General features: G+C 62.2%; 26 protein-coding genes. 5 read left to right on the top strand and 21 right to left on the bottom strand.

Going from position 1 to position 25,256, the window contains the following annotated elements:
* Window position 1 precedes the first annotated feature (1 nt).
* The 5 genes from tla1 to NF616_RS06355 are packed head-to-tail and all read left to right on the top strand — an operon-like array spanning window position 2 to window position 5,073.
* Window positions 2-796 carry a toxin Tle1 chaperone Tla1 gene (gene tla1 / locus NF616_RS06375; RefSeq protein ID WP_252272408.1) on the top strand — a complete coding sequence of 265 codons (795 nt, stop codon included), beginning with the start codon at window positions 2-4 and terminating at the stop codon, window positions 794-796.
* On the top strand, window positions 793-1,326 hold the full coding sequence (gene tli1a / locus NF616_RS06370) for a Tli1a family immunity protein (RefSeq protein ID WP_252272406.1): 534 nt from the start codon (window positions 793-795) through the stop codon (window positions 1,324-1,326). Before tla1 ends, tli1a (NF616_RS06370) begins: the two co-directional genes overlap by 4 nt.
* Window positions 1,311-1,856 (top strand): Tli1a family immunity protein, encoded by a 546-nt coding sequence (tli1a, locus tag NF616_RS06365; protein ID WP_252272404.1) that lies wholly within the window; start codon window positions 1,311-1,313, stop codon window positions 1,854-1,856. The genes tli1a (NF616_RS06370) and tli1a (NF616_RS06365) overlap by 16 nt, the downstream gene beginning before the upstream one ends.
* The gene (locus NF616_RS06360) at window positions 1,841-4,531 is read left to right on the top strand and encodes a T6SS phospholipase effector Tle1-like catalytic domain-containing protein (protein ID WP_252272402.1); all 2,691 of its coding nucleotides are present in this window, start codon (window positions 1,841-1,843) and stop codon (window positions 4,529-4,531) included. The genes tli1a (NF616_RS06365) and NF616_RS06360 overlap by 16 nt, the downstream gene beginning before the upstream one ends.
* Window positions 4,531-5,073 carry a hypothetical protein gene (locus tag NF616_RS06355; RefSeq protein WP_252272400.1) on the top strand — a complete coding sequence of 181 codons (543 nt, stop codon included), beginning with the start codon at window positions 4,531-4,533 and terminating at the stop codon, window positions 5,071-5,073. Before NF616_RS06360 ends, NF616_RS06355 begins: the two co-directional genes overlap by 1 nt.
* 52 nt (window positions 5,074-5,125) lie before the next feature.
* On the opposite strand, the gene glmS is transcribed toward NF616_RS06355, so the two are convergent.
* From glmS to rpmH, 21 genes are all read right to left on the bottom strand, one after another.
* Window positions 5,126-6,961 (bottom strand): glutamine--fructose-6-phosphate transaminase (isomerizing), encoded by a 1,836-nt coding sequence (gene glmS, locus NF616_RS06350; protein ID WP_252272398.1) that lies wholly within the window; start codon window positions 6,959-6,961, stop codon window positions 5,126-5,128.
* An 11-nt stretch (window positions 6,962-6,972) separates the two neighbouring features.
* The gene (locus NF616_RS06345) at window positions 6,973-7,740 is read right to left on the bottom strand and encodes a DeoR/GlpR family DNA-binding transcription regulator (RefSeq protein ID WP_252272396.1); all 768 of its coding nucleotides are present in this window, start codon (window positions 7,738-7,740) and stop codon (window positions 6,973-6,975) included.
* 111 nt (window positions 7,741-7,851) lie between these two features.
* Complete coding sequence (gene glmU / locus NF616_RS06340) at window positions 7,852-9,216, bottom strand: bifunctional UDP-N-acetylglucosamine diphosphorylase/glucosamine-1-phosphate N-acetyltransferase GlmU (RefSeq protein WP_252272394.1); 1,365 nt, start codon at window positions 9,214-9,216, stop codon at window positions 7,852-7,854.
* A gap of 106 nt (window positions 9,217-9,322) precedes the next feature.
* A complete protein-coding gene (locus NF616_RS06335) occupies window positions 9,323-9,742 on the bottom strand; it encodes a F0F1 ATP synthase subunit epsilon (protein ID WP_252272392.1) in 420 nt (139 codons plus the stop codon).
* Window positions 9,743-9,782: 40 nt separating this feature from the next.
* Window positions 9,783-11,159 carry a F0F1 ATP synthase subunit beta gene (atpD, locus tag NF616_RS06330; RefSeq protein WP_252272390.1) on the bottom strand — a complete coding sequence of 459 codons (1,377 nt, stop codon included), beginning with the start codon at window positions 11,157-11,159 and terminating at the stop codon, window positions 9,783-9,785.
* 30 nt (window positions 11,160-11,189) lie between these two features.
* On the bottom strand, window positions 11,190-12,050 hold the full coding sequence (gene atpG, locus NF616_RS06325) for a F0F1 ATP synthase subunit gamma (RefSeq protein WP_252272387.1): 861 nt from the start codon (window positions 12,048-12,050) through the stop codon (window positions 11,190-11,192).
* A 52-nt stretch (window positions 12,051-12,102) separates the two neighbouring features.
* Complete coding sequence (gene atpA, locus NF616_RS06320; RefSeq protein ID WP_252272385.1) at window positions 12,103-13,647, bottom strand: F0F1 ATP synthase subunit alpha; 1,545 nt, start codon at window positions 13,645-13,647, stop codon at window positions 12,103-12,105.
* A gap of 21 nt (window positions 13,648-13,668) precedes the next feature.
* Window positions 13,669-14,205, bottom strand: a complete 537-nt coding sequence (locus NF616_RS06315; RefSeq protein WP_252272383.1) for a F0F1 ATP synthase subunit delta — start codon at window positions 14,203-14,205, stop codon at window positions 13,669-13,671.
* A gap of 12 nt (window positions 14,206-14,217) precedes the next feature.
* Window positions 14,218-14,688, bottom strand: a complete 471-nt coding sequence (locus tag NF616_RS06310; protein ID WP_252272382.1) for a F0F1 ATP synthase subunit B — start codon at window positions 14,686-14,688, stop codon at window positions 14,218-14,220.
* A gap of 57 nt (window positions 14,689-14,745) precedes the next feature.
* Complete coding sequence (gene atpE / locus NF616_RS06305) at window positions 14,746-15,003, bottom strand: F0F1 ATP synthase subunit C (protein WP_003097235.1); 258 nt, start codon at window positions 15,001-15,003, stop codon at window positions 14,746-14,748.
* A 92-nt stretch (window positions 15,004-15,095) separates the two neighbouring features.
* On the bottom strand, window positions 15,096-15,965 hold the full coding sequence (atpB, locus tag NF616_RS06300; protein WP_252272380.1) for a F0F1 ATP synthase subunit A: 870 nt from the start codon (window positions 15,963-15,965) through the stop codon (window positions 15,096-15,098).
* A 16-nt stretch (window positions 15,966-15,981) separates the two neighbouring features.
* Window positions 15,982-16,389 (bottom strand): F0F1 ATP synthase subunit I, encoded by a 408-nt coding sequence (locus NF616_RS06295; RefSeq protein ID WP_252272379.1) that lies wholly within the window; start codon window positions 16,387-16,389, stop codon window positions 15,982-15,984.
* 148 nt (window positions 16,390-16,537) lie between these two features.
* A complete protein-coding gene (locus NF616_RS06290; protein ID WP_252272377.1) occupies window positions 16,538-17,410 on the bottom strand; it encodes a ParB/RepB/Spo0J family partition protein in 873 nt (290 codons plus the stop codon).
* 8 nt (window positions 17,411-17,418) lie between these two features.
* The gene (locus NF616_RS06285; protein ID WP_252272375.1) at window positions 17,419-18,207 is read right to left on the bottom strand and encodes a ParA family protein; all 789 of its coding nucleotides are present in this window, start codon (window positions 18,205-18,207) and stop codon (window positions 17,419-17,421) included.
* An 11-nt stretch (window positions 18,208-18,218) separates the two neighbouring features.
* Window positions 18,219-18,866: a 16S rRNA (guanine(527)-N(7))-methyltransferase RsmG gene (gene rsmG, locus NF616_RS06280; RefSeq protein WP_252272373.1), complete on the bottom strand. Its 648-nt coding sequence runs from the start codon at window positions 18,864-18,866 to the stop codon at window positions 18,219-18,221.
* Window positions 18,866-20,758 carry a tRNA uridine-5-carboxymethylaminomethyl(34) synthesis enzyme MnmG gene (gene mnmG / locus NF616_RS06275; protein ID WP_252272372.1) on the bottom strand — a complete coding sequence of 631 codons (1,893 nt, stop codon included), beginning with the start codon at window positions 20,756-20,758 and terminating at the stop codon, window positions 18,866-18,868. Before mnmG ends, rsmG begins: the two co-directional genes overlap by 1 nt.
* Before the next feature lie 388 nt (window positions 20,759-21,146).
* Window positions 21,147-22,514: a tRNA uridine-5-carboxymethylaminomethyl(34) synthesis GTPase MnmE gene (gene mnmE, locus NF616_RS06270; protein ID WP_252272370.1), complete on the bottom strand. Its 1,368-nt coding sequence runs from the start codon at window positions 22,512-22,514 to the stop codon at window positions 21,147-21,149.
* Window positions 22,515-22,591: 77 nt separating this feature from the next.
* Window positions 22,592-24,265, bottom strand: a complete 1,674-nt coding sequence (gene yidC, locus NF616_RS06265) for a membrane protein insertase YidC (protein WP_252272368.1) — start codon at window positions 24,263-24,265, stop codon at window positions 22,592-22,594.
* Window positions 24,266-24,268: 3 nt separating this feature from the next.
* Window positions 24,269-24,505: a membrane protein insertion efficiency factor YidD gene (gene yidD, locus NF616_RS06260; RefSeq protein WP_252272366.1), complete on the bottom strand. Its 237-nt coding sequence runs from the start codon at window positions 24,503-24,505 to the stop codon at window positions 24,269-24,271.
* Window positions 24,498-24,893 (bottom strand): ribonuclease P protein component, encoded by a 396-nt coding sequence (gene rnpA / locus NF616_RS06255; RefSeq protein ID WP_252272364.1) that lies wholly within the window; start codon window positions 24,891-24,893, stop codon window positions 24,498-24,500. Before rnpA ends, yidD begins: the two co-directional genes overlap by 8 nt.
* Window positions 24,894-24,906: 13 nt before the next feature.
* Window positions 24,907-25,041 carry a 50S ribosomal protein L34 gene (rpmH, locus tag NF616_RS06250; RefSeq protein WP_021702523.1) on the bottom strand — a complete coding sequence of 45 codons (135 nt, stop codon included), beginning with the start codon at window positions 25,039-25,041 and terminating at the stop codon, window positions 24,907-24,909.
* Between the last annotated feature and the right edge of the window lie 215 nt (window positions 25,042-25,256).

Genomic DNA, 25,256 nt, shown 5'->3' with positions numbered 1-25,256 from the left:
AGTGATCACCTCTACTTCTCTCTGGCTTGGTGAACTGCAGCGCAGCGCGGCCCAGGCGCGACTGCCTTATCTCGATCTGCTGGTGGATACCACCAATCTGGAATTTCCCCTGACCGATCGTATTGCCAGGCTGGAACAACTCATCCTGCAATCCGCCATTCTGCAGCACACTCCCGAGCATCAGATTGCCCAAAGCGGCCCCTGGCTGCTGCGGCTCGATCACGCCAATACCCAGCAGCTGCAGCTGCTGACCGATCTAGCAAATGCATCGCGCAGCAACCAACATTTGCTGGCGCTGACCAGCCCGTGGGATTTCCATGAGCTCTCAGTTCACCTAGGCCATTGCACCCAGGCCGAATGGAACGATGGCAGGAGTAGCGGCCTATTGCGCTACTACGACCCGCGTCTGTTTGTTGCCGTAAGCGAGGCACTGAACCCGCAGCAAGCCTGGTTCCATGCGCCGGTCATCGCCTGGCACTGGCGGGACCGCGACGGCGAGGCACAACAGCTTGCCGGGCACCTACAACGCAGCTCTAAACTCCCATCGCCCCTGCCGAACCTGCGCCTCGAACGCACTCAGGTCGTACAGCTGCAAACCTGGAGCCTCGCCGAGCGCTACTACAGCAGCAAGGATGTCGAACCCTGCGATTACGGACTGAACAAGCAGGAAGCGCTGATGCGTCATCTGGTTCACGCGCAACAGGCAGCCAGCCGCGAGGGCATTCTCGATCTCGACCAGCGCGAACAGTTCGTCAAAGGCTGGCTGCAGCAACACTCGAAGGGCACAGCGGCATGAGCGCTCTCTACCGAGCACTCGGTCTGCTGCTCTTGCCGCTGCTGGTCGCTGGCTGTAGCAGTCAACCGCCCAAGCTGCTCAGCCCCTCGGTCACGGGCTACAACTACACCTCTGCTGCCATCAACAGCTTCACCGTCAATGGTGATGGTGGGCCTAATCTGGGGCCCTATACAGGCGGCGGTGGATTTGTCTGCTGCACCACAGTACCTCGCCAATGGCAACCGGGTATGACGGCCACTGTGGAGTGGGAGAAAGATCCCGAGCCTTTCGCCTATGCCAACTGGCCACCTCTGGGTACAGAAGGGTACGAGGCAGCCTATAAGCTGCACGCAGCCAAATACACTCGCCATCGCGCCACAGTCAAGATTCCTCGCTATGAGGACGTAGGCAGCATGAATGTCCACTTCCTACCCTGCGATCAGGTGCTGGTCGCCGTCAACGGCGTGCTGCCCGGCTACCCAGGCTATCCCCTCAACGACGTCATCAATGCGCTCAATATGGAGGAGCCTGAAAAATGTCCAACCCCATAAACATCGCTCGTTACGGACTGTTGGTACTGCCGCTGCTGCTGATAAGTGGCTGCAAGGCCCAACCGCCCAAACTCCTGCACCCCTCGGTAAGTGGCTACAACCATACCTCCGCTGCAATTAATAACTTCACCGTCAACGGCTCCGGTGGCGGCAACATTGGTCCTCACGAGGGCGGGGGCAGCTTTGTCTGCTGCACGACAGTGCCCCGCCAATGGCAGCCGGGTATGAAGGCCACTGTGGAATGGGAAAAGGATCCCGAGCCATTTTCCTCCGTAAATTGGCCCCAACCCATGTTTTCGGAAGCTTGGAATAAACAGGCGGAAGCTCATAGGGCTCAATACACCCGCCATCGAGTCACCGTGGAGATTCCTCGTTATGAGGACGTGGGCAGCATGAATGTCCACTTCTTGCCCTGTGATCAGGTGCTGGTCGCCGTCAATGGTGTGCTTCCGGGTTACCCAGGCTACCCCCACAACGACGTCATCAATGCGCTCAATATGGAGGAGCCTGAGACATGTCCGAAACCCTGACCAAAGCATGTCCGCCGGCCGCGAGCCAGGTAAGAATCGCGCCGCGCTTTTCCCAGTCGGGCCTGCCGCAAAATGCCCAGGACATCAACGCCAATCTAGATAAGCAGAAGACGGATGAAAAACGTTGCTGGAACCAGGCCATCCAGAAAGCATCCTGCGATGGCGAAGAGGCCACCGAGCCCTGCGTCAAGACCCTGCATATCAGCCTGTTCTTCGACGGCACCAATAACCACGAGCCCAGCGACAAAGCCGCCAACCCACGCTGTACAAGCAATATCGCGAGGCTTTTCCATGCCACTATCCGACATACCGATGCTCAAGCTGGTGAAGCAGGTTTTTTCCGCTATTACACACCGGGCGTCGGCACAGTCTTCGAGGATATTCATGAATATGTGCCGGATGAGAATGGCCTTAAGGGTGCCAAGGGCGGAGAGGATCGTATCAATTGGGGACTCACCCGCCTTATTGATGCCCTCCGTCGGACCCTGACTGAAAAGCCCCTTCTCGAAGACGAAGCCTATGGGCTGGTCAAGGATATGAGCACCTGCTGGTTCGGCCATATGCTGACCGGCACCTTGCTGGAGAGAGGCGAGGCCAAGCGCAAGGCCACCCTGACTCCCGAGCTGGACAAGCTGGCCCAACTGCTGGAGCAGCGCCGACAGAAACAGCAGAAGCCGGAAATCCTGGCCCTGCGCCTCTACGTCTACGGCTTCTCCCGCGGCGCCGCCGAGGCGCGCACCTTTGCGAATTGGCTGGCAGATCTGACCCGCAGCTCGACGGAAAACGGAGAACAGTACCGCTTTGCCGGCCTCCCTATCTCCATCGAGTTTCTCGGGCTGTTCGATACCGTGGCGGCGGTAGGTATCGCCGACAGTGCGCCCTTTGCAGCCGGACATATGGACTGGGCCGACGGCACCATGCGCCTGCCGGATGAACGCGCTGCACAGAGTTGCATGCCCACTGCTTTGCCCGAGGATTGCGGCTTCCTCAAGCGCTGCGTGCATCTGGTTTCTGCCCATGAGCAGCGTGCCAGTTTTCCCTTGGACTCGATTCGTCGCCGTGCCCGCCTGGCCGATGGCTCGCTGGAGAAGAAATCCAGCTATCGGGCCGGAACCGTCGAATATGTCTATCCCGGCATGCACTCTGATGTCGGCGGCGGCTATCCCCCCGGCGACCAAGGCAAGGCCATGGGGGGGCAGGGCGAGCTGATGTCGCAATTGCCGCTGCATCACATGTATAGCGAGGCATTTGCTGCGGGAGCTCCGTTACAAGTTCCTCCGATACTTTCTGCAAAATGCGAAGACTGGCGAAAGATGAGTGATGAATCACTCTTGGAATTTAGCCTGAGCGAATTGGTTACTCGCCGCTTTAACGCCTGGCAATCCAATGCCAAGCCAGGGCCACTCGAAGACGTGGTGGAGCGCGAAACGGCTCTGATTACCGGCTGGCGGATTGATCGTTATGCAGGTGGCGTGGGGAAGACCAGTTTCTATGGGGCCATCCAGACGGGCGACGAGACCCAGGAAGTATGGGACGCCAAGCGCCGCCTCCACGCACACAGGCATGCGGAGATGGCGCGTAAACGCGAAGGTATCGAGGAGGTCAGCTGCGCTGATCGTATAGCGTCCGGCAGAACTGTCGGAGCCGGAGACTGCCAAGGTTACTCGGCCGGCGAATCCTGGGAGGTGGGCAGCCCGGGCAAACGCTTCTGCTTTGAAGAAGACTTCAAGCTGGTCGGCCCGGAGAAGTATGAAGGCCTCAACACCAACAAGACCTACGAACCGACCCTGGATAGACGCCAGCTGCGCCGCGCCGCCGACGAATTCCGCCGCGACTACGAAAAATCCTGGGAAATGGGCGAAGACACCCTCTCGGTCGGCGGCATTATTAATATCGCGCTCGGCGGTCTCGTCTACCTGATCAACGAGGAAGACGAAGCGGAGGAATACAAGGAAATCTGGGATCAGGGCACCTCGGAATACCGCAAGCTCTTCACCCAAGGGAATCAGATCGCACCGGGGAAAGATGACCTGGTGAAGCTGTTCGATGACCATGTACACGACTCGCGCGCCTGGTTCATGAACTCATCCTTTATCGCAGAGCGCGAGCCCTTCACCGACTACTTCCGCTATCGCCTAGTGCACTTCGATGATCAGTCCAACAAGCGCCTCTCGCTGCTGGCCAAGACCGGTCGTGTGGTCGGAGTCGGTATCGCCCTGGCCAGCATCGGCCTCAGCATCAAGCGCCGCGACCCACGCTACTTGCTTGGACTGAATCTGCCTTCGCTGGCTGTCCCGGTGTTGCGCGGCAAGGTCAGCTTCCCCGAAATCAGCGCCTTCGACCCGCAAACCGGCCTGGCCCTGCCCATGCAGGCCGGTCTGGAAGCGGTACGCACCTTTAGCAAGGACACCGGAAGTCTCAACAAGCTGGTAGATAGCCTACCCGCTCCGGTCGAGCTGACCGAGCAGACTGCTACCACACCCGAGCTGAAGAAAATCTTCCAGGCCGCACAGGCAGCCAAGGCGGTGGCCGATGCCAAGGAAGGCAATCCGATGGGGTTGGTCGATATGCTCGCGGGGCAGTTGGGTGACACGGAGCCACCCAGCAATACCAAGTCGCCAGATTGGCTCGATATGGCTGGTGATATGGTTGGCGACAAGCTAGGGATTGGTTGATGCACCCAGTAGTCCGGGCCGCCGTAGTTCTTCTAATAAGCCTATCGGCAGGGATTTGCCAGGCAGAGCTGCTGGGTATACCCGGCAGCCCGTGGCGGGTCGAATCGCATTGCGGAAAAAACGTTTGTGAAGTCTCGCTGACTGATGGCGCTACTTCGGAACAAGTACTGCAGTTTCCATCGCCGCCAAGTCACGCAAGCCATGAGTCCGGCATCTTCCTGCTCACCTTCGGCTGTGGTACTGCCTGCTCGGCAACTTACGCCTACAAACTCGGTGGCTTTCTGGGCGGACCATTTCCGTTGGTGGAAGTCGCCGACAATGAGCGGGAAGTACTGATGAGCCTGGGAGACAGATCGGTGCGCTTCTATCGGATGTTCGAGGCAAACGACAAACCGCTGTATGAGATAACCCCCGAGTTCGGCGGCTACAGCTTGTTGGAGAGCATCGCCGATACGGGTATAGAGGATCACGTATTTCGCGTTACCTATCAGGGCAAGGCGGACCTGGAGATGCTGGAGTACGAAGCCCCTCCACTTCCTTGAGCGACAAAGAAAAAGCGGGCCAATGGCCCGCTTTTTCTTTTTCACCTTCGGCTTATTCCACCGTTACCGATTTGGCCAAATTGCGCGGCTGGTCCACGTCAGTGCCCTTGAGCACAGCAACGTAGTAGGACAGCAGCTGCAACGGCACGGTGTAGAGAATCGGCGCCAGCACGTCGTGGATGTGCGGCATGTTGATCACCTGGGTGCCCTCGCCGTTGCCCAGGCCGGCGGCTTCGTCGGCGAAGACGATCAGTTGGCCACCGCGGGCGCGGACTTCCTGCAGGTTGGACTTGAGCTTTTCCAGCAGCTCGTTGTTCGGCGCCACGGTGACTACCGGCATGTCGGCGTCGACCAGGGCCAGCGGGCCATGCTTCAGCTCGCCGGCAGGGTAGGCCTCGGCGTGGATGTAGGAGATCTCCTTGAGCTTGAGCGCGCCTTCCATGGCCACGGGGTACTGGGCACCACGGCCGAGGAACAGGGTGTGGTGCTTCTCGGCGAACAGTTCGGCGACTTTCTCCACGGTCTTGTCCATGGCCAGCGCCTCGCCCAGGCGGGTCGGCAGGCGACGCAGTTCTTCCACCAGCTCGGCGGCGACACCGGCCTGCAGGGTGCCGCGTACCTGGCCGAGGGCCAGGGTCAGCAGCAGCAGGGAGACCAGCTGGGTGGTGAAGGCCTTGGTCGAGGCCACGCCGATTTCCGGGCCGGCCTGGGTCAGCAGGCACAGGTCGGATTCGCGCACCAGGGAGCTGGTGCCGACGTTGCAGATGGTCAGGCTGGCCAGGTAGCCGGCCTGTTTGGCATTGCGCAGGGCAGCCAGGGTGTCGGCGGTCTCGCCGGACTGGGAGATGGTGATGAACAGGGTGTCCGGCTGCACGGCCACCTGGCGGTAGCGGAACTCGCTGGCCACTTCGATCTGGCAGGGAATGCCGGTCAGGGCTTCGAGCCAGTAACGGGCGACCATGCCGGCGTGGTAGCTGGTACCGCAGGCGACGATCTGTACGTTGCGCACCTTGGCGAACAGCTCGGCGGCCTGCGGGCCAAAGGCCTGGACCAGAACATGGTCGCCGCCCAGACGGCCTTCCAGGGTGCGCTGCACGACCTTGGGCTGCTCGTGGATTTCCTTGAGCATGAAGTGGCGATACTCACCTTTATCCGCCGCTTCAGCCCCTTCGTGGTACTGCACAGCTTCGCGCTGTACGGATTGGCCGGCGACGTCCCAGATCTGCACGCTGTCGCGACTGATCTCGGCGATATCGCCCTCCTCCAGGTACATGAAGCGGTCGGTGACCTGGCGCAGGGCGAGCTGGTCGGAAGCGAGGAAGTTCTCGCCCAGGCCCAGGCCGATCACCAACGGGCTGCCGCTGCGGGCGGCGAGGATGCGGTCCGGCTGGGCGGCGCTGATCACGGCCAGGCCGTAGGCGCCATGCAGCTCGGGAATGGCGGCCTTGAGTGCGGCGGTGAGGTCGCCGAGCTGCTGCAGTTTGTGGTGCAGCAGGTGGACGATGGTCTCGGTGTCGGTATCGGAGGTGAAGACATAGCCGAGGCCCTTGAGGCGCTCGCGCAGTTCCTCGTGGTTCTCGATGATGCCGTTGTGCACCACAGCCAGTTGCTCACCGGAGAAGTGTGGGTGGGCGTTGCGTTCGCTCGGCGCGCCGTGGGTGGCCCAGCGGGTATGGGCGATGCCCAGGTGGCCGGTCAGCGGCTCGCCGGCCAGGGCCTGCTCCAGCTCGGAGACCTTGCCCACGCGGCGGCGGCGCTGCAGTTCGCCGGCCTGGGTGAAGACCGCCACGCCGGCGCTGTCATAGCCGCGATATTCCAGGCGCTTGAGGCCTTCGACCAGGATCGGGGTGATGTTGCGTTCGGCGACGGCGCCAACGATGCCACACATAGCGGTTCTCCTCAGGAAGCGGCGGCGAGGATCAGCTGGACCCCCCGCGCGCGTATCTGTTCGGCCACCTGGCTATCCAGGCGGTCGTCGGTGATCAGGGTATGGACGCTGCTCCAGGGCAGCTCCAGGTTAGGAATGCGCCGGCCGACCTTGTCGCTCTCGACCATGACGATGACCTCGCGAGCCACCTCGGCCATAACCCTTGAGAGTCCCAGCAGCTCGTTGAAGGTGGTGGTGCCACGTTCCAGGTCGATGCCATCGGCGCCGATGAACAGCTGGTCGAAGTCGTAGGAGCGCAGCACCTGCTCGGCGACCTGCCCCTGGAAGGATTCGGAGTGCGGGTCCCAGGTACCGCCTGTCATCAGCAGCACCGGTTCATGCTCGATGTCGCGCAGGGCATTGGCCACGTTCAGCGAGTTGGTCATCACCACCAGGCCGGGCTTGCGGCCGAGCTGCGGGATCATCGCCGCCGTGGTGCTGCCGCTATCGATGATGATGCGCGCGTGCTCACGAATCAGGCCGACCGCAGCACGGGCGATCACCTGCTTGTGACGGGAGACGGGCTGGGCCGGCTCGCCGATCAGCTCCTGCGGCATGGGCACGGCGCCGCCGTAGCGACGCAGCAGCAGACCGTTCTTCTCCAGCTCGGCCAGATCCTTTCGAATCGTAACTTCGGAGGTGGCGAAATGCTGAGCCAGGGCATCCACGACCACCTCGCCCTGCTCGTTGAGCAAGGCGAGAATCGCGTGGCGACGCTGGGGAGTGTTGCGTTTCGACATTTAAGTTTCGATTCGAAAGATAAGTGCGCGAATCAAAACCTAATGAAAGCTAACGGTCAAGCGCTGGATGGAAAAAGGCGGCCAGAGCCGCCTTCTTTCAATCGCTTCGGACTACTTGGGAGTCTTCTGCGGACGCTTCCAGCCTTCGATATTGCGCTGCTTGGCGCGGCCGACGGCCAGGGCGGCGACCGGTACATCCTGGGTCACGGTGGAGCCGGCCCCGGTGGTGGCGCCATCGCCCAGAGTGACCGGCGCTACCAACGAGCTATTCGAGCCGATAAACACGTCCTCGCCCATCACTGTTTTGTGCTTGTTCGCACCGTCGTAATTGCAGGTGATGGTACCGGCGCCGATGTTGGTACGCGCGCCGATCTCGGCGTCGCCCAGGTAGCTCAGGTGGCCGGCCTTGGCGCCCTCGCCCAGCACCGCGTTCTTCAGCTCGACGAAGTTGCCGACGTGAGCCTTGGCACCAAGCTTGGCGCCCGGACGCAAACGGGCGAACGGGCCACAATCGGCGCCCTCGCCCACTTCGGCACCTTCCAGGTGGCTGTTGGCTTTGATGATGGCGCCGCGGCGCAGGATGGAATCCCTGATTACGCAGTTCGGGCCGATCTGCACACCATCCTCGACCACTACCTTGCCTTCGAGGATGACGTTGACGTCGATGAGCACATCGCGGCCCATGGTCGCCTCTCCGCGCAGGTCGAAGCGTTCCGGGTCCAGCAGGGTCACCCCCTGGGCCATCAGCGTGCGGGCGGCTCGCTGCTGGTAATGGCGCTCGAGCTGCGACAGCTGGATGCGGTCGTTGGCGCCGAGCACTTCCATCTCGTCCCGGGCCGTCTCGGTGGCCACCACCAGGCCGTCGGCCACCGCCATGGCGATGACGTCGGTGAGGTAGTACTCGCCCTGGGCGTTGCTGTTGGACAGGCGACCCAGCCAGTCACCCAGGCGCTTGCCCGGTACGGCGAGAATCCCGGTATTGCCTTCGCGAATGGCGCGCTGGGCCTCACTGGCATCCTTGTGCTCGACGATCGCCTGCACCACGCCGTGGGCGTCGCGCTCGATGCGGCCATAGCCGGTGGGATCGGCCAGATTGACCGTCAGCAGTCCCAGTTGGGACTCGTTGGCCTGCTCGAGCAGACGGGTCAGGGTTTCCACCCGGGTCAGCGGCACGTCGCCATAGAGGATCAGCACCTTCTCCGCTTCCAACCCCGGCAGCGCCTGGGCCACAGCGTGGCCGGTACCCAGCTGCTGGGCCTGCAGCACGAAGTTAATATCGTCGGCCGCCAGGCGCTCGCGGACCAGCTCGGCGCCGTGGCCGATCACCACGTGGATCTTGCGCGGCGACAACTCGCGGGCGGTGTCGATGACGTGGCCGAGCATGGGCTTGCCGGCCACCGGATGCAGGACCTTAGGCAGGGCCGAGCGCATGCGGGTGCCCTGGCCGGCGGCGAGGATGACGATATCGAGGGACATGCTGAAATCCTGAACGAACGGAGTCCCGCAAGGGGACGGCAGAAAAAGAAAAAGGGTAGCCAAGGCTACCCTTTTACTTGCTCGCGCTGAAGTCGGAGTGCGGGACTCAGTACTTCTTGCGCAGCTGCTGGACGGTGCGCAGCTGGGCTGCAACTTCGGCCAGGTGAGCGGAGGCGGAACCGTAGTCGAACTCCGCGCCCTTCTGATGCAGAGCCTTCTCGGCGGCCTTGAGGGCCTCCTGGGCGGCTGCTTCGTCGATGTCGCTGGCGCGAGTCACGGTGTCGGCCAGGACCTTCACCATGTTCGGCTGGACTTCCAGGAAGCCGCCGGAGATGTAGAACACCTCATGCTCGCCACCCTGCTTGACCAGACGGATCGGGCCCGGCTTGAGATCGGTGATCAGCGGGGCATGGCCCGGTGCGATACCCAGATCGCCCAGGTTGCCGTGCGCAATCACCATCTCGACCAGACCGGAGAAGATCTCCGCTTCGGCACTGACGATGTCGCAATGGACAGTAATGGCCATACGCTTGCCTCACGTGAGCGCCCGTTGCCGGGCGCACGGATTACAGTTTCTTGGCTTTCTCGATGACTTCTTCGATGCCGCCGACCATGTAGAACGCCTGCTCCGGCAGGTGGTCGTAGTCGCCGTTGAGGATGCCTTTGAAGCCAGCGATGGTGTCCTTCAGGGAGACGTACTTGCCCGGCGAACCGGTGAAGACTTCGGCCACGAAGAACGGCTGGGACAGGAAGCGCTGGATCTTACGAGCACGGGCCACCAGCTGCTTGTCGGCTTCGGACAGTTCGTCCATGCCGAGAATCGCGATGATGTCCTTCAGCTCCTTGTAGCGCTGCAGTACGTACTGCACGCCACGAGCGGTCTCGTAGTGCTCGTTGCCGATCACGTTCGGGTCCAGCTGGCGGCTGGTGGAGTCCAGCGGATCGACTGCCGGGTAGATACCCAGGGAGGCGATGTCACGGGACAGAACCACGGTGGCGTCCAGGTGGGCGAAGGTGGTCGCCGGAGATGGGTCGGTCAGGTCGTCCGCGGGAACGTATACGGCCTGGATCGAGGTGATCGAACCGGTCTTGGTGGAGGTGATGCGCTCCTGCAGAACACCCATTTCCTCGGCCAGAGTCGGCTGGTAACCCACCGCGGACGGCATACGACCCAGCAGCGCGGACACTTCGGTACCGGCCAGGGTGTAACGGTAGATGTTGTCGACGAACAGCAGAACGTCGCGGCCTTCGTCACGGAACTTCTCGGCCATGGTCAGGCCGGTCAGCGCCACGCGCAGACGGTTGCCTGGCGGCTCGTTCATCTGGCCATAGACCAGGGCCACTTTGTCGAGAACGTTGGAGTCCTTCATCTCGTGGTAGAAGTCGTTACCCTCACGAGTACGCTCACCCACACCGGCGAACACGGAATAACCGCTGTGCTCGATGGCGATGTTACGGATCAGCTCCATCATGTTCACGGTCTTGCCCACGCCGGCGCCGCCGAACAGGCCGACCTTGCCGCCCTTGGCGAACGGGCAGACCAGATCGATGACCTTGATGCCGGTTTCCAGCAGCTCATTGGAGCCAGCCTGCTCGGAATAGGACGGTGCAGCGCGGTGGATTTCCCACTGCTCTTCTTCGCCGATGGGGCCGGCTTCGTCGATCGGGTTGCCCAGCACGTCCATGATCCGGCCGAGGGTCGCTTTGCCCACCGGTACGGAGATGGCCTTGCCAGTGCTGCCGACGTCCAGGCCACGCTTCAGGCCTTCGGTCGAACCCATCGCAATGGTACGTACCACGCCGTCGCCCAGCTGCTGCTGGACTTCGAGGGTGGTTTCGGCGCCGACCACTTTCAGCGCCTCGTAGACTGCCGGTACCTGATCACGCGGGAATTCCACGTCGATAACGGCGCCGATGATTTGAACGATACGTCCGCTACTCATCTTTGGTTCCTCTGAATATTTGAACCGTTCTTAAACCGCGGCAGCGCCGCCGACGATTTCCGAAATTTCCTGGGTGATCGCTGCCTGACGCGCCTTGTTGTAGATCAGCTGGAGTTCGCTGATCAGGTTGCCGGCGTTGTCGGTGGCGTTCTTCATCGCGATCATCCGCGCAGCCTGTTCGGCCGCGTTGTTCTCGACCACCGCCTGGTACACCTGCGACTCCACGTAACGCACCATCAGCCCTTCGAGGAGCTGCTTGGCATCGGGTTCGTACAGGTAATCCCAGTGGTGCTTGAGACCCTCATCCGGAGTCGCCACCAGCGGAATCAGCTGTTCCACTGTGGGCTTTTGCACCATGGTATTGATGAACTTGTTCGAGACCACGGACAGACGATCGATGCGACCTTCGAGGTAAGCATCGAGCATCACCTTGACGGAACCGATCAGATCGTTGATCGACGGTGCTTCGCCCAGGTGGCTGATCGCAGCAACGACATTGCCACCAAAGTTGCGGAAGAATGCCGCACCCTTGCTGCCAATCACGCAGAGATCAACCTCTACGCCTTGCTCGCGATTGCTCGCCATGTCCTTGACCAGAGCCTTGAACAGGTTGGTGTTCAGGCCACCGCACAGACCACGGTCCGAGCTCACCACGATGTAACCGGCGCGCTTGACTTCGCGCTCGATCATGAACGGGTGGCGGTATTCCGGGTTGGCGTTGGCCAGATGACCAATCACCTGGCGGATACGGTCCGCGTAGGGACGGCTGGCCGCCATGCGCTGCTGAGCCTTGCGCATCTTGCTGACCGCCACCTTTTCCATGGCGCTGGTGATCTTCTGCGTGCTTTTGATGCTCGCAATCTTGCTGCGAATCTCTTTTGCGCCTGCCATTTGACACCTATCGGGTTAGCAGGCGGGGGCCGTCACCGACCCCCGCTGCGGCTTACCAGGTTTGGGTGGCCTTGAACTTCTCGATGCCGGCCTTGATGCCTGCATCGATTTCGTCGTTGAAGTCACCTTTCTCGTTGATCTTGGCCATCAGATCGGCCAGCTCACGATTGAAGTAGCCCAGCAGAGCAGCTTCGAAGGCGCCAACTTTGTTCACTTCCACGTCGGTCAGGAAGCCGCGCTCGGCAGCGTACAGGGACACGGACATGTCGGCGATGGACATGGGCGCGTACTGCTTCTGCTTCATCAGCTCGGTAACACGCTGACCGTGCTCGAGCTGCTTGCGGGTGGCTTCGTCCAGGTCAGAAGCGAACTGGGCGAAGGCCGCCAGTTCACGGTACTGAGCCAGAGCGGTACGGATACCACCGGAGAGCTTCTTGATGATCTTGGTCTGGGCGGCGCCACCGACGCGGGATACCGAGATACCGGCGTTGACGGCCGGACGGATGCCCGAGTTGAACATGGCGGATTCCAGGAAGATCTGACCGTCGGTGATCGAAATCACGTTGGTCGGAACGAACGCGGAAACGTCACCGGCCTGGGTTTCGATGATCGGCAGAGCGGTCAGGGAACCGGTCTTGCCAGTCACGGCGCCATTGGTGAACTTCTCGACGTATTCCTCGGAAACGCGGGAAGCGCGCTCCAGCAGGCGGCTGTGGAGATAGAACACGTCGCCCGGGTAGGCTTCGCGGCCCGGCGGACGGCGCAGCAGCAGGGAGATCTGGCGGTAGGCAACGGCCTGCTTGGACAGGTCGTCGTACACGATCAGGGCGTCTTCGCCGCGGTCGCGGAAGTACTCACCCATGGTGCAACCGGCGTACGGAGCCAGGAACTGCAGGGCAGCCGATTCGGACGCGGACGCGGCCACCACGATGGTGTTGGCCAGGGCGCCGGACTCTTCCAGCTTGCGCACCACGTTGGCGATGGTCGACTGCTTCTGACCGATAGCCACGTAGACGCAGCGTATGCCGCTGTTCTTCTGGTTGATGATGGCGTCGACGGCCAGGGCGGTCTTACCGATCTGACGGTCACCGATGATCAGCTCACGCTGGCCACGGCCTACCGGGATCATGGCGTCGACCGACTTGTAGCCGGTCTGTACCGGCTGGTCGACCGACTTACGCCAGATCACGCCCGGAGCCACTTTCTCGACAGCGTCGGTAGCGGCGGCGTTGATCGGACCCTTGCCATCGATCGGATTGCCCAGGGCATCGACCACGCGGCCCAGCAGTTCCGGACCGACCGGAACTTCCAGGATGCGGCCGGTGCACTTGGCGCTCATGCCTTCGGCCAGGGTGGTGTACGCACCCAGAACCACGGCACCGACGGAGTCTTGCTCCAGGTTCAGCGCCATACCGTAGACACCGCCCGGGAACTCGATCATTTCGCCGTACATGACGTCGGCCAGACCGTAGATACGCACGATACCGTCGGAGACGGATACCACGGTGCCTTCGTTGCGGGCTTGGGAAGAGACGTCGAGTTTCTCGATACGTCCCTTGATGATTTCACTAATTTCGGAAGGATTGAGTTGCTGCATTGCTCTGCTGCCCCTTCAAACTCAAGATTTCAACGCTTCGGCCAGTTTCGCGAGCTTGCCGCGAACCGAGCCATCGATAACCAGGTCGCCCGCGCGGACTACCACTCCACCCAGCAGGGAAGCGTCTTCCGTCACGTGCAGACGCACTTCTCGGCTGAGCCGTGCGTTGAGAACCTTGGCGAGTTTGTCTTGCTGTTCTGTGCTCAATGCGAAGGCACTGGTCACTTCCACGTCCACCGACTTTTCCTGTTCGGCCTTGTAGGTCTCGAACAGGGCGGCGATTTCCGGCAACAGCGCGAGGCGGTCGTTTTCGGAAAGAACGGAAATGAAGTTCTGTGCCTTGGCGTCGAACTTGTCACCGCACACTTCGTTGAAAGCGGCGGCCTTCTCTGCGCTCGTCAAACGCGGGGCCTGGAGCACGCGCTGCATGTGGTCGTCCTGCGACACCGCAGCAGCGAGGCCCAGCATGGCCGACCAAGCGGCCAGCTGCTGATTGCCTTGGGCGTACTCGAAGGCAGCCTTAGCGTAAGGTCGGGCCAGCGTGGTCAGTTCTGCCATGATCGCCCTCGCTTAGATTTCGGCGGCCAGTTTGTTAACCAGCTCCGCATGCGCGTTTTGATCGATGGACGCACCCAGGATCTTCTCGGCACCGCCGACGGCCAGGGCACCCACTTGGGCACGCAGGGCGTCTTTGACGCTGTTCAGTTCCTGTTCGATCTCGGCCTGAGCCTGAGCCTTCACGCGGTCAGCCTCGGTACGAGCCTGATCACGGGCTTCGTCGACGATCTGGGTCGCGCGCTTCTTGGCTTGCTCGATGATTTCAGCAGCCTGGGTTTTGGCTTCGCGCAGTTGCTGGGCCACTTTCTCATGGGCCAGTTCCAGATCGCGAGCCGCACGGTTGGCGGCGTCCAGACCATCGGCGATCTTCTTCTGGCGTTCACGCAGAGCCGTGATGACCGGAGGCCACACGAACTTCATGCAGAACAGCACGAAAATGAAGAACGCAACGGCCTGGCCAATCAGGGTTGCATTAATGTTCACGCCAACACCTCGCTGTTCGTTGTTTCGTCAAACCAATCCACTCGCCGGAGCGAGTGATTAGCCGGCGATCTGACCAACGAAGGGGTTCGCGAAGGTGAAGAACAGAGCGATACCCACACCGATCATGGTCACGGCGTCCAGCAGACCGGCGACGATGAACATTTTGACCTGCAGCATCGGAACCATTTCCGGCTGACGAGCAGCGCCTTCCAGGAACTTGCCGCCCAGCAGACCGAAGCCGATGGCAGTACCCAGAGCGCCCAGACCGATCAGCAGAGCAACGGCAATCGCGGTGAGACCAACTACAGTTTCCATTTTTCCTCCCGACTTTTTATGTCGTATTGGTTTAGGGGTTTAAGTGAAGCGGTAAAGCGGTTTTCAGCTACCAGAGACGCGCAAAGCGCCTCTTAGTGGTTGTCTTCGTGCGCCATCGACAGATAGACGATGGTCAACATCATGAAGATGAAGGCCTGCAGGGTGATGATCAGGATGTGGAACACCGCCCACGCCCAGTTCAGCGCCACGCCCAGAGTGCTCAGCAGGAACAGGCCGCTGCCGAACATCACGGCGATCAGGATGAAGATCAGTTCGCCGGCGTACATGTTGCCGAACAGACGCAGAGCCAGCGAGATGGGCTTGGCGATCAGGGTGACGAACTCGAGCAGGAAGTTCACCGGGATCAACAGGATCTGCACGGCGATGTTCTTGCTGCTAAACGGGTGCAGAGTCAGCTCGCCGAGGAAGCCGCCGATGCCCTTAACCTTGATGCTGTAGAACACGATCAGGGCGAACACCGACAGGGCCAGGCCCAGAGTGGCGTTCGGGTCGGTGGTCGGCACGACGCGGAAGAACAGGTGCTCGTTGCCGGTGATCTTGGCAGCCAGGACCGGCAGGAAGTCCACCGGCACCAGGTCCATCAGGTTCATCAGGAAGATCCAGACGAAGATGGTCAGGGCCAGCGGCGCGATCAGGGCGTTGCGGCCGTGGAAGGTGTCCTTGACGCTGCCATCGACGAACTCGATCAGCACTTCGACGAAGTTCTGCAAGCCGCCCGGCTGACCGCTGGTGGCGCGCTTGGCCGCCATGCGGAACAGGAAGATGAAGATCAGGCCCAGTACCAAGGACCAGCCCAGGGTGTCCACGTGGAACGCCCAGAAGCCCATTTCCTTGGCTTCCTGTGCAGTGTGGGCGAAGCTCCAGCCGTTCACCGGGTGCTGACCATAGGTCAGGTTTTGCAGGTGGTGCTGGATGTAGCCCGAAGCGGTTTGTTCTGCCATGTTTGCCTCAAACGCTCTAAGGTCTCGAAAGTCTTGTTCTCATCAGCAGCGGTGCGAACCAGCCGACGCTGAGCGCCAGCACGAAGACGCCGAACACGGCCGGCGCCTGCAGTGGTTTCACCACCACGAACGTCAGTGCGAAAAGCACTGCCGTCAGAATCAGCTTGCCCGCTTCGCCGGCGTAGAACGACCGGACGATGCTCTGGGCAGCCCGGGCTCCGCTGAAGCGGAAGGCCTTGTGGGCGAAGTACAGATTGGGCAGCCAAGCGATGAGCCCCCCACAGAGTCCCGAGTAGCCGCTCACCGGGCCAAGCCATATCCCGAGGATGGCAGCGGCCAGCAGAATCACGACCAGCTGGGCCAGCAGCACCGGAAAAACCGGTAGACGATGGAAAGGCAGGCGGTTCGGCGTGCGGGCATCCATCTCTTTGCTGTTCCTCTGGGTCGGCACGTCAAATCAACAACTTGGCATACTTTGTGCCGACAAAATGCGCGCAGAGTATAGGGGGCGAACCCCCCCCGTTCAACAGGCCGGTAGTGAATTCCGACCGCTCGCTACATTTGCAATTGTGTCAGCGGATGTGGGCCAGAACGCCCTGCAGTTCATCGAGCGAACCATAACGGATGACCAGCTGACCTTTGCCCTTGGCACCATGCTTGATCTGCACCGGAGCGCCTAGCTTCTCGGCCAGGCGCTGTTCCAGACGATTGATGTCGGGATCGGCCTTGACCTTCTCAACAGGTTTTTCCTTGGCGTTCAGCCACTGGCGCACCAGTGCCTCGGTTTGGCGCACGGTGAGGCCTCGTGCGACAACATGTCGCGCGCCTTCTACCTGTTGCTCCATGGGCAGGCCGAGCAGCGCGCGGGCGTGACCCATTTCCAGATCGCCATGGGAAAGCAGAGTCTTGATCTCGTCCGGCAGGGCGATCAGGCGCAGCAGGTTGGTGATGGTCACCCGCGACTTGCCCACGGCGTCGGCGACCTGCTGCTGAGTCAGCTCGAACTCCTGCTGCAGCCTCTGCAGGGCCACAGCCTCTTCGATCGGATTGAGATCTTCGCGCTGAATGTTCTCGATCAGCGCCATGGCGATGGCGGCTTCGTCCGGCACCTCGCGAACCATGGCCGGGATCTTGTCCAGACCGGCCTGCTGGCTGGCGCGCCAGCGGCGTTCGCCGGCGATGATCTCGAAACGGCCGCCGCCGATGGGGCGCACGACGATCGGCTGCATCACGCCCTGGGCCTTGATCGAGTTGGCCAGCTCTTCCAGGGCCGAAGGATCCATGTCGCGACGCGGCTGGTACTTGCCACGCTGGATCAGGTCCAGCGGCAGGTGCTGCAGCTCGCGGCTGTCGACCTGGACCGCTTCCTCTTCCAGGGTGGCGGCGGTGCTGCCGCCGAGCAGGGCGTCCAGGCCGCGGCCGAGTCCTCGTTTCTTGGTGGCCATGGGATTCCTTATGCGGTTGCGGTTTTTGCGGCGGCGCGCTGTCGGCGCACCAGTTCGCCGGCCAGGGCCAGGTAGGCGATGGCGCCGCGGGATTGCTTGTCGTATGCCAGCGCCGGCATGCCGAAGCTGGGCGCCTCGGCCAGACGCACGTTGCGCGGGATCACCACGTCGTACAGCTGGTCGCCGAAGTGCTCCTTGAGCTGGGCACTGACATCGTTGGTCAGGCTGATGCGCGGGTCATACATGGTGCGCAGCAGGCCTTCGATCTTCAGGTTCGGATTGAGCAGCTGCCCGATGCGCTGAATGCTGTTCATCAGGTCGCTCAGACCTTCCAGTGCGTAGTACTCGCACTGCATGGGGATGATCACGCCATCGGCGGCGACCAGGGCATTGACCGTGAGCATCGACAGCGCCGGCGGGCAGTCGATGAGGATGTAGTCGTAGTTCTCGCGGATCGGTGCCAGGGCGTATCGCAGGCGGCTCTCCTTCATCTTCATCTCGAGCAGCGCAACTTCCGCGGCGGTCAGGTCGCGGTTGGCCGGCAGCAGCTGGTAGCCGCCGTGCTCGGAGAACTGCATGGCCTCGCCGACGGTGCTCTCGCCGATCAGCACGTCGTAGATGGAATGCTCCAGGGCCTGCTTATCCACACCGCTGCCCATGGTGGCGTTGCCCTGTGGATCGAGGTCGATCAGCAGCACGCGGCGCTTGGTGGCGACCAGCGAGGCGGCCAGGTTGATGCAGGTGGTGGTCTTGCCGACTCCGCCTTTCTGGTTGGCGATCGCGAATACCTTGGCCATCTTGCTCCCCTTTAGACCGAGCGACGCAGTATCAACAGATGGCGCTGGCCTTGGCAACCGGGAACCCGCAGCACGTCGCAGCTTTGCAGGCGGAAGTCCGCCGGCAGTGCCTGCAGCTCATCGTCGGGCTGCACGCCCTTCATCGCCAGCCAGTGGGTGTCGGCATCGCCGAGATGACGGGTCCAGTTGCTGAAGTCTTCCAGCGAGCTGAAGGCGCGCGAGCAGATGCCGGTGAACGGCTGCTGCGGCTGGAACTCTTCGACCCGGCTGTGGACAACTTCCAGGTTGGCCAGCTTGAGCTCCAGCTTCACCTGGGTGAGGAAGCGGGTCTTCTTGCCATTGGAGTCGAGCAGGGTGAAGCGGCGCTCTGGGAACAGGATGGCCAGCGGCACGCCGGGCATGCCGCCGCCACTGCCGACGTCCAGCCAGTTGTCACCATGCAGGGCGACGTAGGGCACCACGGACAGGCTGTCGAGCAGATGGCGCGAGACCATCTCGTCCGGGTTGCGCACGGCGGTCAGGTTGTAGGCCTTGTTCCACTTGATCAGCAGGGCCAGGTAGCCGAGCAGCTGTTCGTGCTGCTGGGCGGTGAGCGTTACGCCAAGCGTCTGCGCGCCCTGCGCGAGTTCATCGGCATGGCGTTGGGTGACCACGGACATCAGGCGCTCTGCTCCAGCTGGCGGCCGGCGCCGCGTTTCTTCAGGTGGATCAGCAGCAGGGAGATGGCCGCCGGCGTCACGCCCGGGATGCGGCCGGCCTGGCCGAGCGTCTCAGGGCGGGCGTTGCCGAGCTTGTGCTGAATCTCCTTGGAGAGACCGGAGATGCTGGCGTAGTCGATATCGGCCGGCAGCCTGGTGTCCTCACTGGCGCGCAGGCGCTCGATCTCTTCCTGCTGGCGGTCGATGTAGCCGGCGTACTTGGTCTTGATCTCGACCTGCTCGGCGACCTGGGCATCCACCTGCGGCGCTTGTGTCACTTCGGCCAGGGCGGCGTAGTCGATTTCCGGGCGGGCCAGCAGGTTGAGCAGGTTGTACTCATGGGCCAGTGGCGTGCCGAAGCGCGCGACGATGGCATCGCCCTGCGGGGTGCCGGGGCGCACCCAGGTGCTCTTCAGGCGCTGCTCTTCCTGAACGATGCCCTCGCGCTTGGCCTCGAAGGCGGCCCAGCGGGTGTCGTCGACCAGACCCAGCTCGCGGCCCTTCTCGGTCAGGCGCAGGTCGGCGTTGTCCTCGCGCAGGATCAGCCGGTATTCGGCGCGCGAGGTGAACATGCGGTACGGCTCCTGGGTGCCCAGGGTGATCAGGTCGTCGACCAGCACGCCGATATAGGCCTCGTCGCGGCGCGGGCACCAGGCGTCTTTGCCCTGGGCACGCAGCGCGGCGTTGGCCCCGGCCAGCAGGCCCTGGGCGCCGGCTTCTTCATAACCGGTGGTGCCGTTGATCTGGCCGGCGAAGAACAGACCGCCGATGACCTTGGTCTCCAGGCTGTACTTGAGGTCGCGAGGGTCGAAGTAGTCGTACTCGATGGCGTAGCCGGGACGCACGATATGGGCGTTCTCCATGCCGCGGATCGAACGCACGATTTCCAGCTGCACGTCGAACGGCAGCGAGGTGGAGATGCCGTTGGGGTACAGCTCATGTGTTGTGAGTCCCTCGGGCTCGATAAACACCTGGTGGCTGTCCTTGTCGGCGAAGCGATGGATCTTGTCCTCGATCGACGGGCAGTAGCGCGGGCCGATGCCTTCGATCACGCCGGAGTACATCGGCGAGCGATCCAGGTTGCTGGCGATGATCTCGTGGGTGCGCGCGTTGGTGTGGGTCATCCAGCAGCTGATCTGCTGCGGATGCATGTCCTTGTTGCCGAGGAAGGACATCACCGGGATCGGCGTGTCGCCGGGCTGCTCGGTCATCACCGAAAAGTCCACGGAACGGCCATCGATACGCGGCGGGGTACCGGTCTTCAGCCGGCCGACACGCAGCGGCAGCTCGCGCAGCCGCTTGGCCAGCGCGATCGAGGGTGGATCGCCGGCGCGGCCGCCGGAATAGTTCTGCAGGCCGATGTGGATAAGTCCGCCGAGGAAGGTACCAGTGGTCAGCACCACGTTGTCCGCGTGAAAGCGCAGACCCATCTGGGTGGCTACACCCTTGACCTGGTCCTGCTCGACGATCAGGTCGTCCGCCGCCTGCTGGAATATCCACAGGTTCGGCTGGTTCTCCAGGATCTCGCGGATGGCTGCCTTGTACAGCACCCGGTCGGCCTGGGCGCGAGTGGCGCGTACGGCCGGACCCTTGCGACTGTTGAGCACGCGGAACTGGATGCCGCCTTTATCGGTGGCCAGTGCCATGGCGCCGCCGAGGGCATCGATTTCCTTGACCAGGTGACTCTTGCCGATACCGCCGATCGCGGGGTTGCAGCTCATCTGGCCGAGGGTTTCCACATTGTGGGTCAGCAGCAGGGTCTTCACGCCCATGCGTGCGGCTGCCAGCGCAGCCTCGGTGCCGGCATGGCCGCCGCCGATCACGATCACGTCAAAACGGGAAGGGAAGTCCACCACGCACCTCGTGCCTGTAGAGAAAGGGGGATTGGAAAGGGGTGGCAAGTATAGGGAGTTGGCCTGGCCGAATGAAGCCTTCTGGACAAAAAATAGCCAGAACTCCGCTGCTCAGGAAAAGAGAGAATAAAAGAGAGAAATCTTATAAAGCTTAGTTTTTATGTCTATGTATGGTGCAGCGCCTTTCTGTGGATAGATCGCTACAGCCTGCATATGCCATGGTCTGCAGCGATGTATAAGGCTGTGCCATTCCTGGCCCTATCCCTTGGGCAAGCTGGATAACGCCTGTGGATGAAAACGTGCTTTATGCACAGGCTGGTTTTCCACGCTATTGTCACCAGGCTTATCGACCGGGCTCAGGCGTGGTTTTCCACAGGGTTTGGGAAACCTATTTGCCGATGCAGAAGCTGGAGAAGATCCGTCCCAGCAGGTCGTCCGAGCTGAAGGCGCCGGTGATTTCGCCCAAGGCCTGCTGGGCCTGGCGCAGGTCCTCGGCCAGCAGCTCACCGGCGCCCATCAGGGTCAGCTGGTTGCGGCCGTGCTCGAGGCTGGCCTGGGCATGGCGCAGGGCCTCGAGGTGACGACGGCGCGCGCTGAAACCGCTCTCGGCGGTCTGCTCGAAGCCCATGCAGGCCTTGAGGTGTTCGCGTAGCAGATCCAGACCATCGGCCGACTTAGCTGACAGGGTGAGGGTGACATGGCCGTCGTCACAGGTTTCCATGGCCACGGCTTCGCCGGACAGATCGGCCTTGTTGCGGATCAGGGTGACCCGCGCCGGATCGGGCTTCGTGTCGAGGAACTCTGGCCACAGGGCAAAGGGATCGGCCGCCTCCGGGGCGGTTGAGTCGACGACCAACAGCACCCGATCCGCCTCGCCGATGGCCTCGAGTGCACGCTCCACACCGATGCGTTCGACCTGATCGTCGGTGTCGCGCAGGCCGGCGGTATCCACCACATGCAGAGGCATGCCGTCGATGTGGATATGTTCGCGCAGCACGTCGCGGGTGGTGCCGGCGATATCGGTGACGATGGCCGCCTCGCGCCCCGCCAGGGCGTTGAGCAGGCTGGACTTGCCGGCATTGGGACGACCGGCGATCACCACGTTCATGCCGTCCCGCAGCAGAGCGCCCTGGCCCGCCTCGCGCAGCACTGTGGATAAATAGTCGCGCACACCGTCTAGCTGGCTGAGTACGTGGCCATCAGCCAGGAAGTCGATCTCCTCCTCGGGGAAGTCGATGGCCGCCTCGACGTAGATGCGCAACTGGATCAGCCGCTCCGTCAGCTCATGCACCCGCCGCGAGAATTCGCCCTGCAGTGAGCGCAACGCGTTGCGCGCGGCCTGGGTCGAGCTGGCCTCGATTAGATCAGCGATGGCCTCGGCCTGAGCCAGGTCGAGCTTGTCGTTGAGGAAGGCGCGTTCGCTGAACTCGCCCGGCCGGGCTTGGCGGGCACCCAGCTGTAGGCAACGCTGCAGCAGCATGTCGAGCACCACCGGGCCGCCGTGGCCTTGCAGTTCGAGCACATCTTCGCCGGTGAAGGAATGAGGACCGGGGAAGAACAGCAGCAGGCCCTGGTCGATCACCTCGCCATCGTCGTCGTGCCAGGGGCCGTAATGGGCATAGCGTGGCTTGGGTTCCAGGCCGGCCAGGGTGATGCCGATTGCACGAGCGCGCGGGCCGGATACGCGCACGATGCCGACGCCCCCGCGGCCCTGGGCGGTGGCGACGGCGGCTATGGTTTCGCGGGCAGTGGTCATGGAGGGCTCTCGACTGTGGATATCGTGCGGATAGCAAAACGCCCCACGAGGGGGCGTCTTGTGCAGCTTCAGCGGACTCAGGCTTTCGCCGTCGCGGCCTCGATCTTGCGCGTAATGTACCACTGCTGGGCAATGGACAAGACGTTGTTGACCACCCAGTACAGCACCAGACCGGCAGGGAACCAGAGGAAGAAGAAGGTGAAGATGATCGGCATCAGCTTCATCACCTTGGCCTGCATGGGGTCCGGCGGCGTCGGGTTGAGGCGCTGCTGAATGAACATGGTGGCGCCCATGATGATCGGCAGGATGAAGAACGGATCCTTGATCGACAGGTCGGTGATCCAGCCCAGCCATGGTGCTTGGCGCATCTCGACGCTTTCCAGCAGCACCCAGTAGAGGGCCAGGAACACCGGCATCTGCACCAGGATCGGCAGGCAGCCGCCGAGCGGATTGATCTTCTCCTTCTTGTACAGCTCCATCATCGCCTGGGACATCTTCTGGCGATCGTCCCCGTGCTGCTCCTTCAGTGCCTGCAGCTTGGGCGACACGGCGCGCATGCGGGCCATGGAGCGATAACTGGCGGCGGACAGCGGGAAGAAGGCCAGCTTGATGATGATGGTCAGGACGATGATCGACCAGCCCCAGTTGCCGAGCAGATCATGGATGTGTTCCAGCAGCCAGAAGATCGGTTGGGCGATGAACCACAGGATGCCGTAGTCGACGGTCAGTTCCAGGCCGGGAGACAGGGCCTTGAGGTGTTCCTGGGTCTTCGGACCGGCATACAGCACGGCGCCGGTCTCGGCGCTGGCGCCGGCGGCGACGCTCAGCTGCGGGCCGGTGAAGCCGATGATGTAGTTGCCCTGGCTGTCCTTGCGGGTCTGGACGCTGTTGCTGTCGTCCTTGTCGGCGACCCAGGCGGTGACGAAGTAGTGCTGCAGCCAGGCGACCCAGCCGCCCTGCACGGTTTCGCGCAGGCTCTTCTCGTCCATGTCGCCCATCTTCACCTTTTTATAAGGCTCATCGGCGGTCCACATAGCCGCACCCAGGTAGGTGGCGGTACCGGTGGCGGTGGTGGAGGAAGGATCGGCGCTGCTGTCGCGCTTGAGCTGGGCGTAGAAGTTGCCGTTCCACACCTGGCCGCTCTGGTTGTCGACCTTGTAGGTGACACCCAGATCGTACTGGCCACGCTCGAAGCTGAAGCGTTTGACGTAATTGACCCCGGCCTCGGAATAGGTCAGCTCGACCACCATCTGATCCTGGCCCTCAGCCAGTGCATAGCTGCGCTGGGCACTGCTCCACAGGGCGCGACCGCTGGATTTGTCCGGCGAGTTGCTGCCGATCAGGCCGCTCTGTGCCAGGTAGGTGCGCTCGCCGCCGTTGTCGAACAGCTGGAACGGTACGTCCGGGCGATCCTGACGACGCGGATACCTGGGCAGGGTCAGCTGGACGATATCGCCGCCGCGGGGATCGATGGCCAGCTCGAGCACATCGGTCTTCACGCGGATCAGCTCGTCGCTGATGGCAGCGGGCGCGGACAGCTGGGGGTTGGCTTCCACATTGGCGGTCGGTACGTCATTGCCGGCCTGAGTGGTCGCCGGAACATCCGGCAGCGTGGCTTGCGGTTTGCCGCCGACGGTGGCGCTGGCACTGGCCGGAATGGCGGCCTGGCCGTAGTCCTCGTTCCACTGCAGAACCATCAGGTACGACACGACGGCCAGGGCGACGAGCAGGATCGAGCGTTGGATGTCCATGGATTACTCGGTCATCGAAGGGGAGGAAGGAGGCGGAACCGGATCGTAACCACCGGGATTCCAGGGATGGCAGCGGCCCAGGCGGCGAATGCCGAGCCAGCCGCCATGCAACACACCGTGAGTCTCGATGGCTTGTTGCATGTAGCAGGAGCAGCTGGGATAGAAGCGGCAGTGGCTGGCCATCAAGGGACTGATGGCGTAGCGGTAGAACTGGATCGGGAGGATCGCCAGTTTACGCATGGGAGCTGTCGCTTACCCCGGGAGGGGCGGCATCTTGGCGCTGCCGGGCCAGGCGCCTCCAGAGTTTGCCGAACTGCTGGTGCAGTTCCGGATTGTCCAGATCGCCAAGCCCTTTGCGGGCCACCACGACAATGTCCAAGCCGCCGAGCGAATCCTGGTTGAGCCGGAAGGTGTCCCGGATCACACGCTTGAGTCGGTTGCGCTCGACGGAGAGCTTGACGCTTTTCTTGCCGATCACCAGCCCCAGGCGGGGATGGTCGAGATCATTGGCGCGAGCGAGGAGCAGGACGTTCTTGCCTGGAGCCTTGCCGCTGGGTGAGTCGAATACCGCTTTGAAGTGCCGGGGTGTCAGCAGGCGCTTTTCCCGACCGAAGTCTCGACTCACCACCCGTTCCGATTTATCAGACGGTCAGACGCTTGCGGCCCTTGGCGCGACGACGCGACAGGACGGCACGGCCGTTCTTGGTGGCCATGCGAGCGCGGAAACCGTGAACACGAGCGCGCTTGAGGGTGCTGGGTTGGAAAGTACGTTTCATGGTGATTTACCTGGGTGGTCCATACGGGCCTGGATGGCCCCCGTTTAAAGAGACCGGCGATTCTAGTGAAACCGCGCCGCCAGGTCAATTTCCAACCAGCCGGAATGAGTAAAGAAGGATAAAAGAAAAGAAATTCTTTAAAGCTTGATCTGGTTGCTTTTGTTAGTGAGCTGGTCAGGCTGTGGGTAAGTGCTCCCAGCGCGCAGGCGCCGTGG

This window comes from Pseudomonas subflava (assembly GCF_023823685.1).
GTDB classification, from domain to species: domain Bacteria; phylum Pseudomonadota; class Gammaproteobacteria; order Pseudomonadales; family Pseudomonadaceae; genus Aquipseudomonas; species Aquipseudomonas subflava.
This window is presented reverse-complemented; position numbering and strand designations above follow the sequence as displayed.

Excerpts from the sequence above, each read along its gene's own strand:
- tli1a (WP_252272406.1), top strand. The coding sequence starts at position 793 with ATGAGCGCTCTCTACCGAGCACTCGGTCTGCTGCTCTTGCCGCTGCTG.
- tli1a (WP_252272404.1), top strand. The coding sequence starts at position 1,311 with ATGTCCAACCCCATAAACATCGCTCGTTACGGACTGTTGGTACTGCCG.
- NF616_RS06360 (WP_252272402.1), top strand. The coding sequence starts at position 1,841 with ATGTCCGAAACCCTGACCAAAGCATGTCCGCCGGCCGCGAGCCAGGTA.
- NF616_RS06355 (WP_252272400.1), top strand. The coding sequence starts at position 4,531 with ATGCACCCAGTAGTCCGGGCCGCCGTAGTTCTTCTAATAAGCCTATCG.
- glmS (WP_252272398.1), bottom strand. The coding sequence starts at position 6,961 with ATGTGTGGCATCGTTGGCGCCGTCGCCGAACGCAACATCACCCCGATC.
- NF616_RS06345 (WP_252272396.1), bottom strand. The coding sequence starts at position 7,740 with ATGTCGAAACGCAACACTCCCCAGCGTCGCCACGCGATTCTCGCCTTG.
- glmU (WP_252272394.1), bottom strand. The coding sequence starts at position 9,216 with ATGTCCCTCGATATCGTCATCCTCGCCGCCGGCCAGGGCACCCGCATG.
- NF616_RS06335 (WP_252272392.1), bottom strand. The coding sequence starts at position 9,742 with ATGGCCATTACTGTCCATTGCGACATCGTCAGTGCCGAAGCGGAGATC.
- atpD (WP_252272390.1), bottom strand. The coding sequence starts at position 11,159 with ATGAGTAGCGGACGTATCGTTCAAATCATCGGCGCCGTTATCGACGTG.
- atpG (WP_252272387.1), bottom strand. The coding sequence starts at position 12,050 with ATGGCAGGCGCAAAAGAGATTCGCAGCAAGATTGCGAGCATCAAAAGC.
- atpA (WP_252272385.1), bottom strand. The coding sequence starts at position 13,647 with ATGCAGCAACTCAATCCTTCCGAAATTAGTGAAATCATCAAGGGACGT.
- NF616_RS06315 (WP_252272383.1), bottom strand. The coding sequence starts at position 14,205 with ATGGCAGAACTGACCACGCTGGCCCGACCTTACGCTAAGGCTGCCTTC.
- atpE (WP_003097235.1), bottom strand. The coding sequence starts at position 15,003 with ATGGAAACTGTAGTTGGTCTCACCGCGATTGCCGTTGCTCTGCTGATC.
- atpB (WP_252272380.1), bottom strand. The coding sequence starts at position 15,965 with ATGGCAGAACAAACCGCTTCGGGCTACATCCAGCACCACCTGCAAAAC.
- NF616_RS06295 (WP_252272379.1), bottom strand. The coding sequence starts at position 16,389 with ATGGATGCCCGCACGCCGAACCGCCTGCCTTTCCATCGTCTACCGGTT.
- NF616_RS06290 (WP_252272377.1), bottom strand. The coding sequence starts at position 17,410 with ATGGCCACCAAGAAACGAGGACTCGGCCGCGGCCTGGACGCCCTGCTC.
- NF616_RS06285 (WP_252272375.1), bottom strand. The coding sequence starts at position 18,207 with ATGGCCAAGGTATTCGCGATCGCCAACCAGAAAGGCGGAGTCGGCAAG.
- rsmG (WP_252272373.1), bottom strand. The coding sequence starts at position 18,866 with ATGTCCGTGGTCACCCAACGCCATGCCGATGAACTCGCGCAGGGCGCG.
- mnmE (WP_252272370.1), bottom strand. The coding sequence starts at position 22,514 with ATGACCACTGCCCGCGAAACCATAGCCGCCGTCGCCACCGCCCAGGGC.
- yidC (WP_252272368.1), bottom strand. The coding sequence starts at position 24,265 with ATGGACATCCAACGCTCGATCCTGCTCGTCGCCCTGGCCGTCGTGTCG.
- yidD (WP_252272366.1), bottom strand. The coding sequence starts at position 24,505 with ATGCGTAAACTGGCGATCCTCCCGATCCAGTTCTACCGCTACGCCATC.
- rpmH (WP_021702523.1), bottom strand. The coding sequence starts at position 25,041 with ATGAAACGTACTTTCCAACCCAGCACCCTCAAGCGCGCTCGTGTTCAC.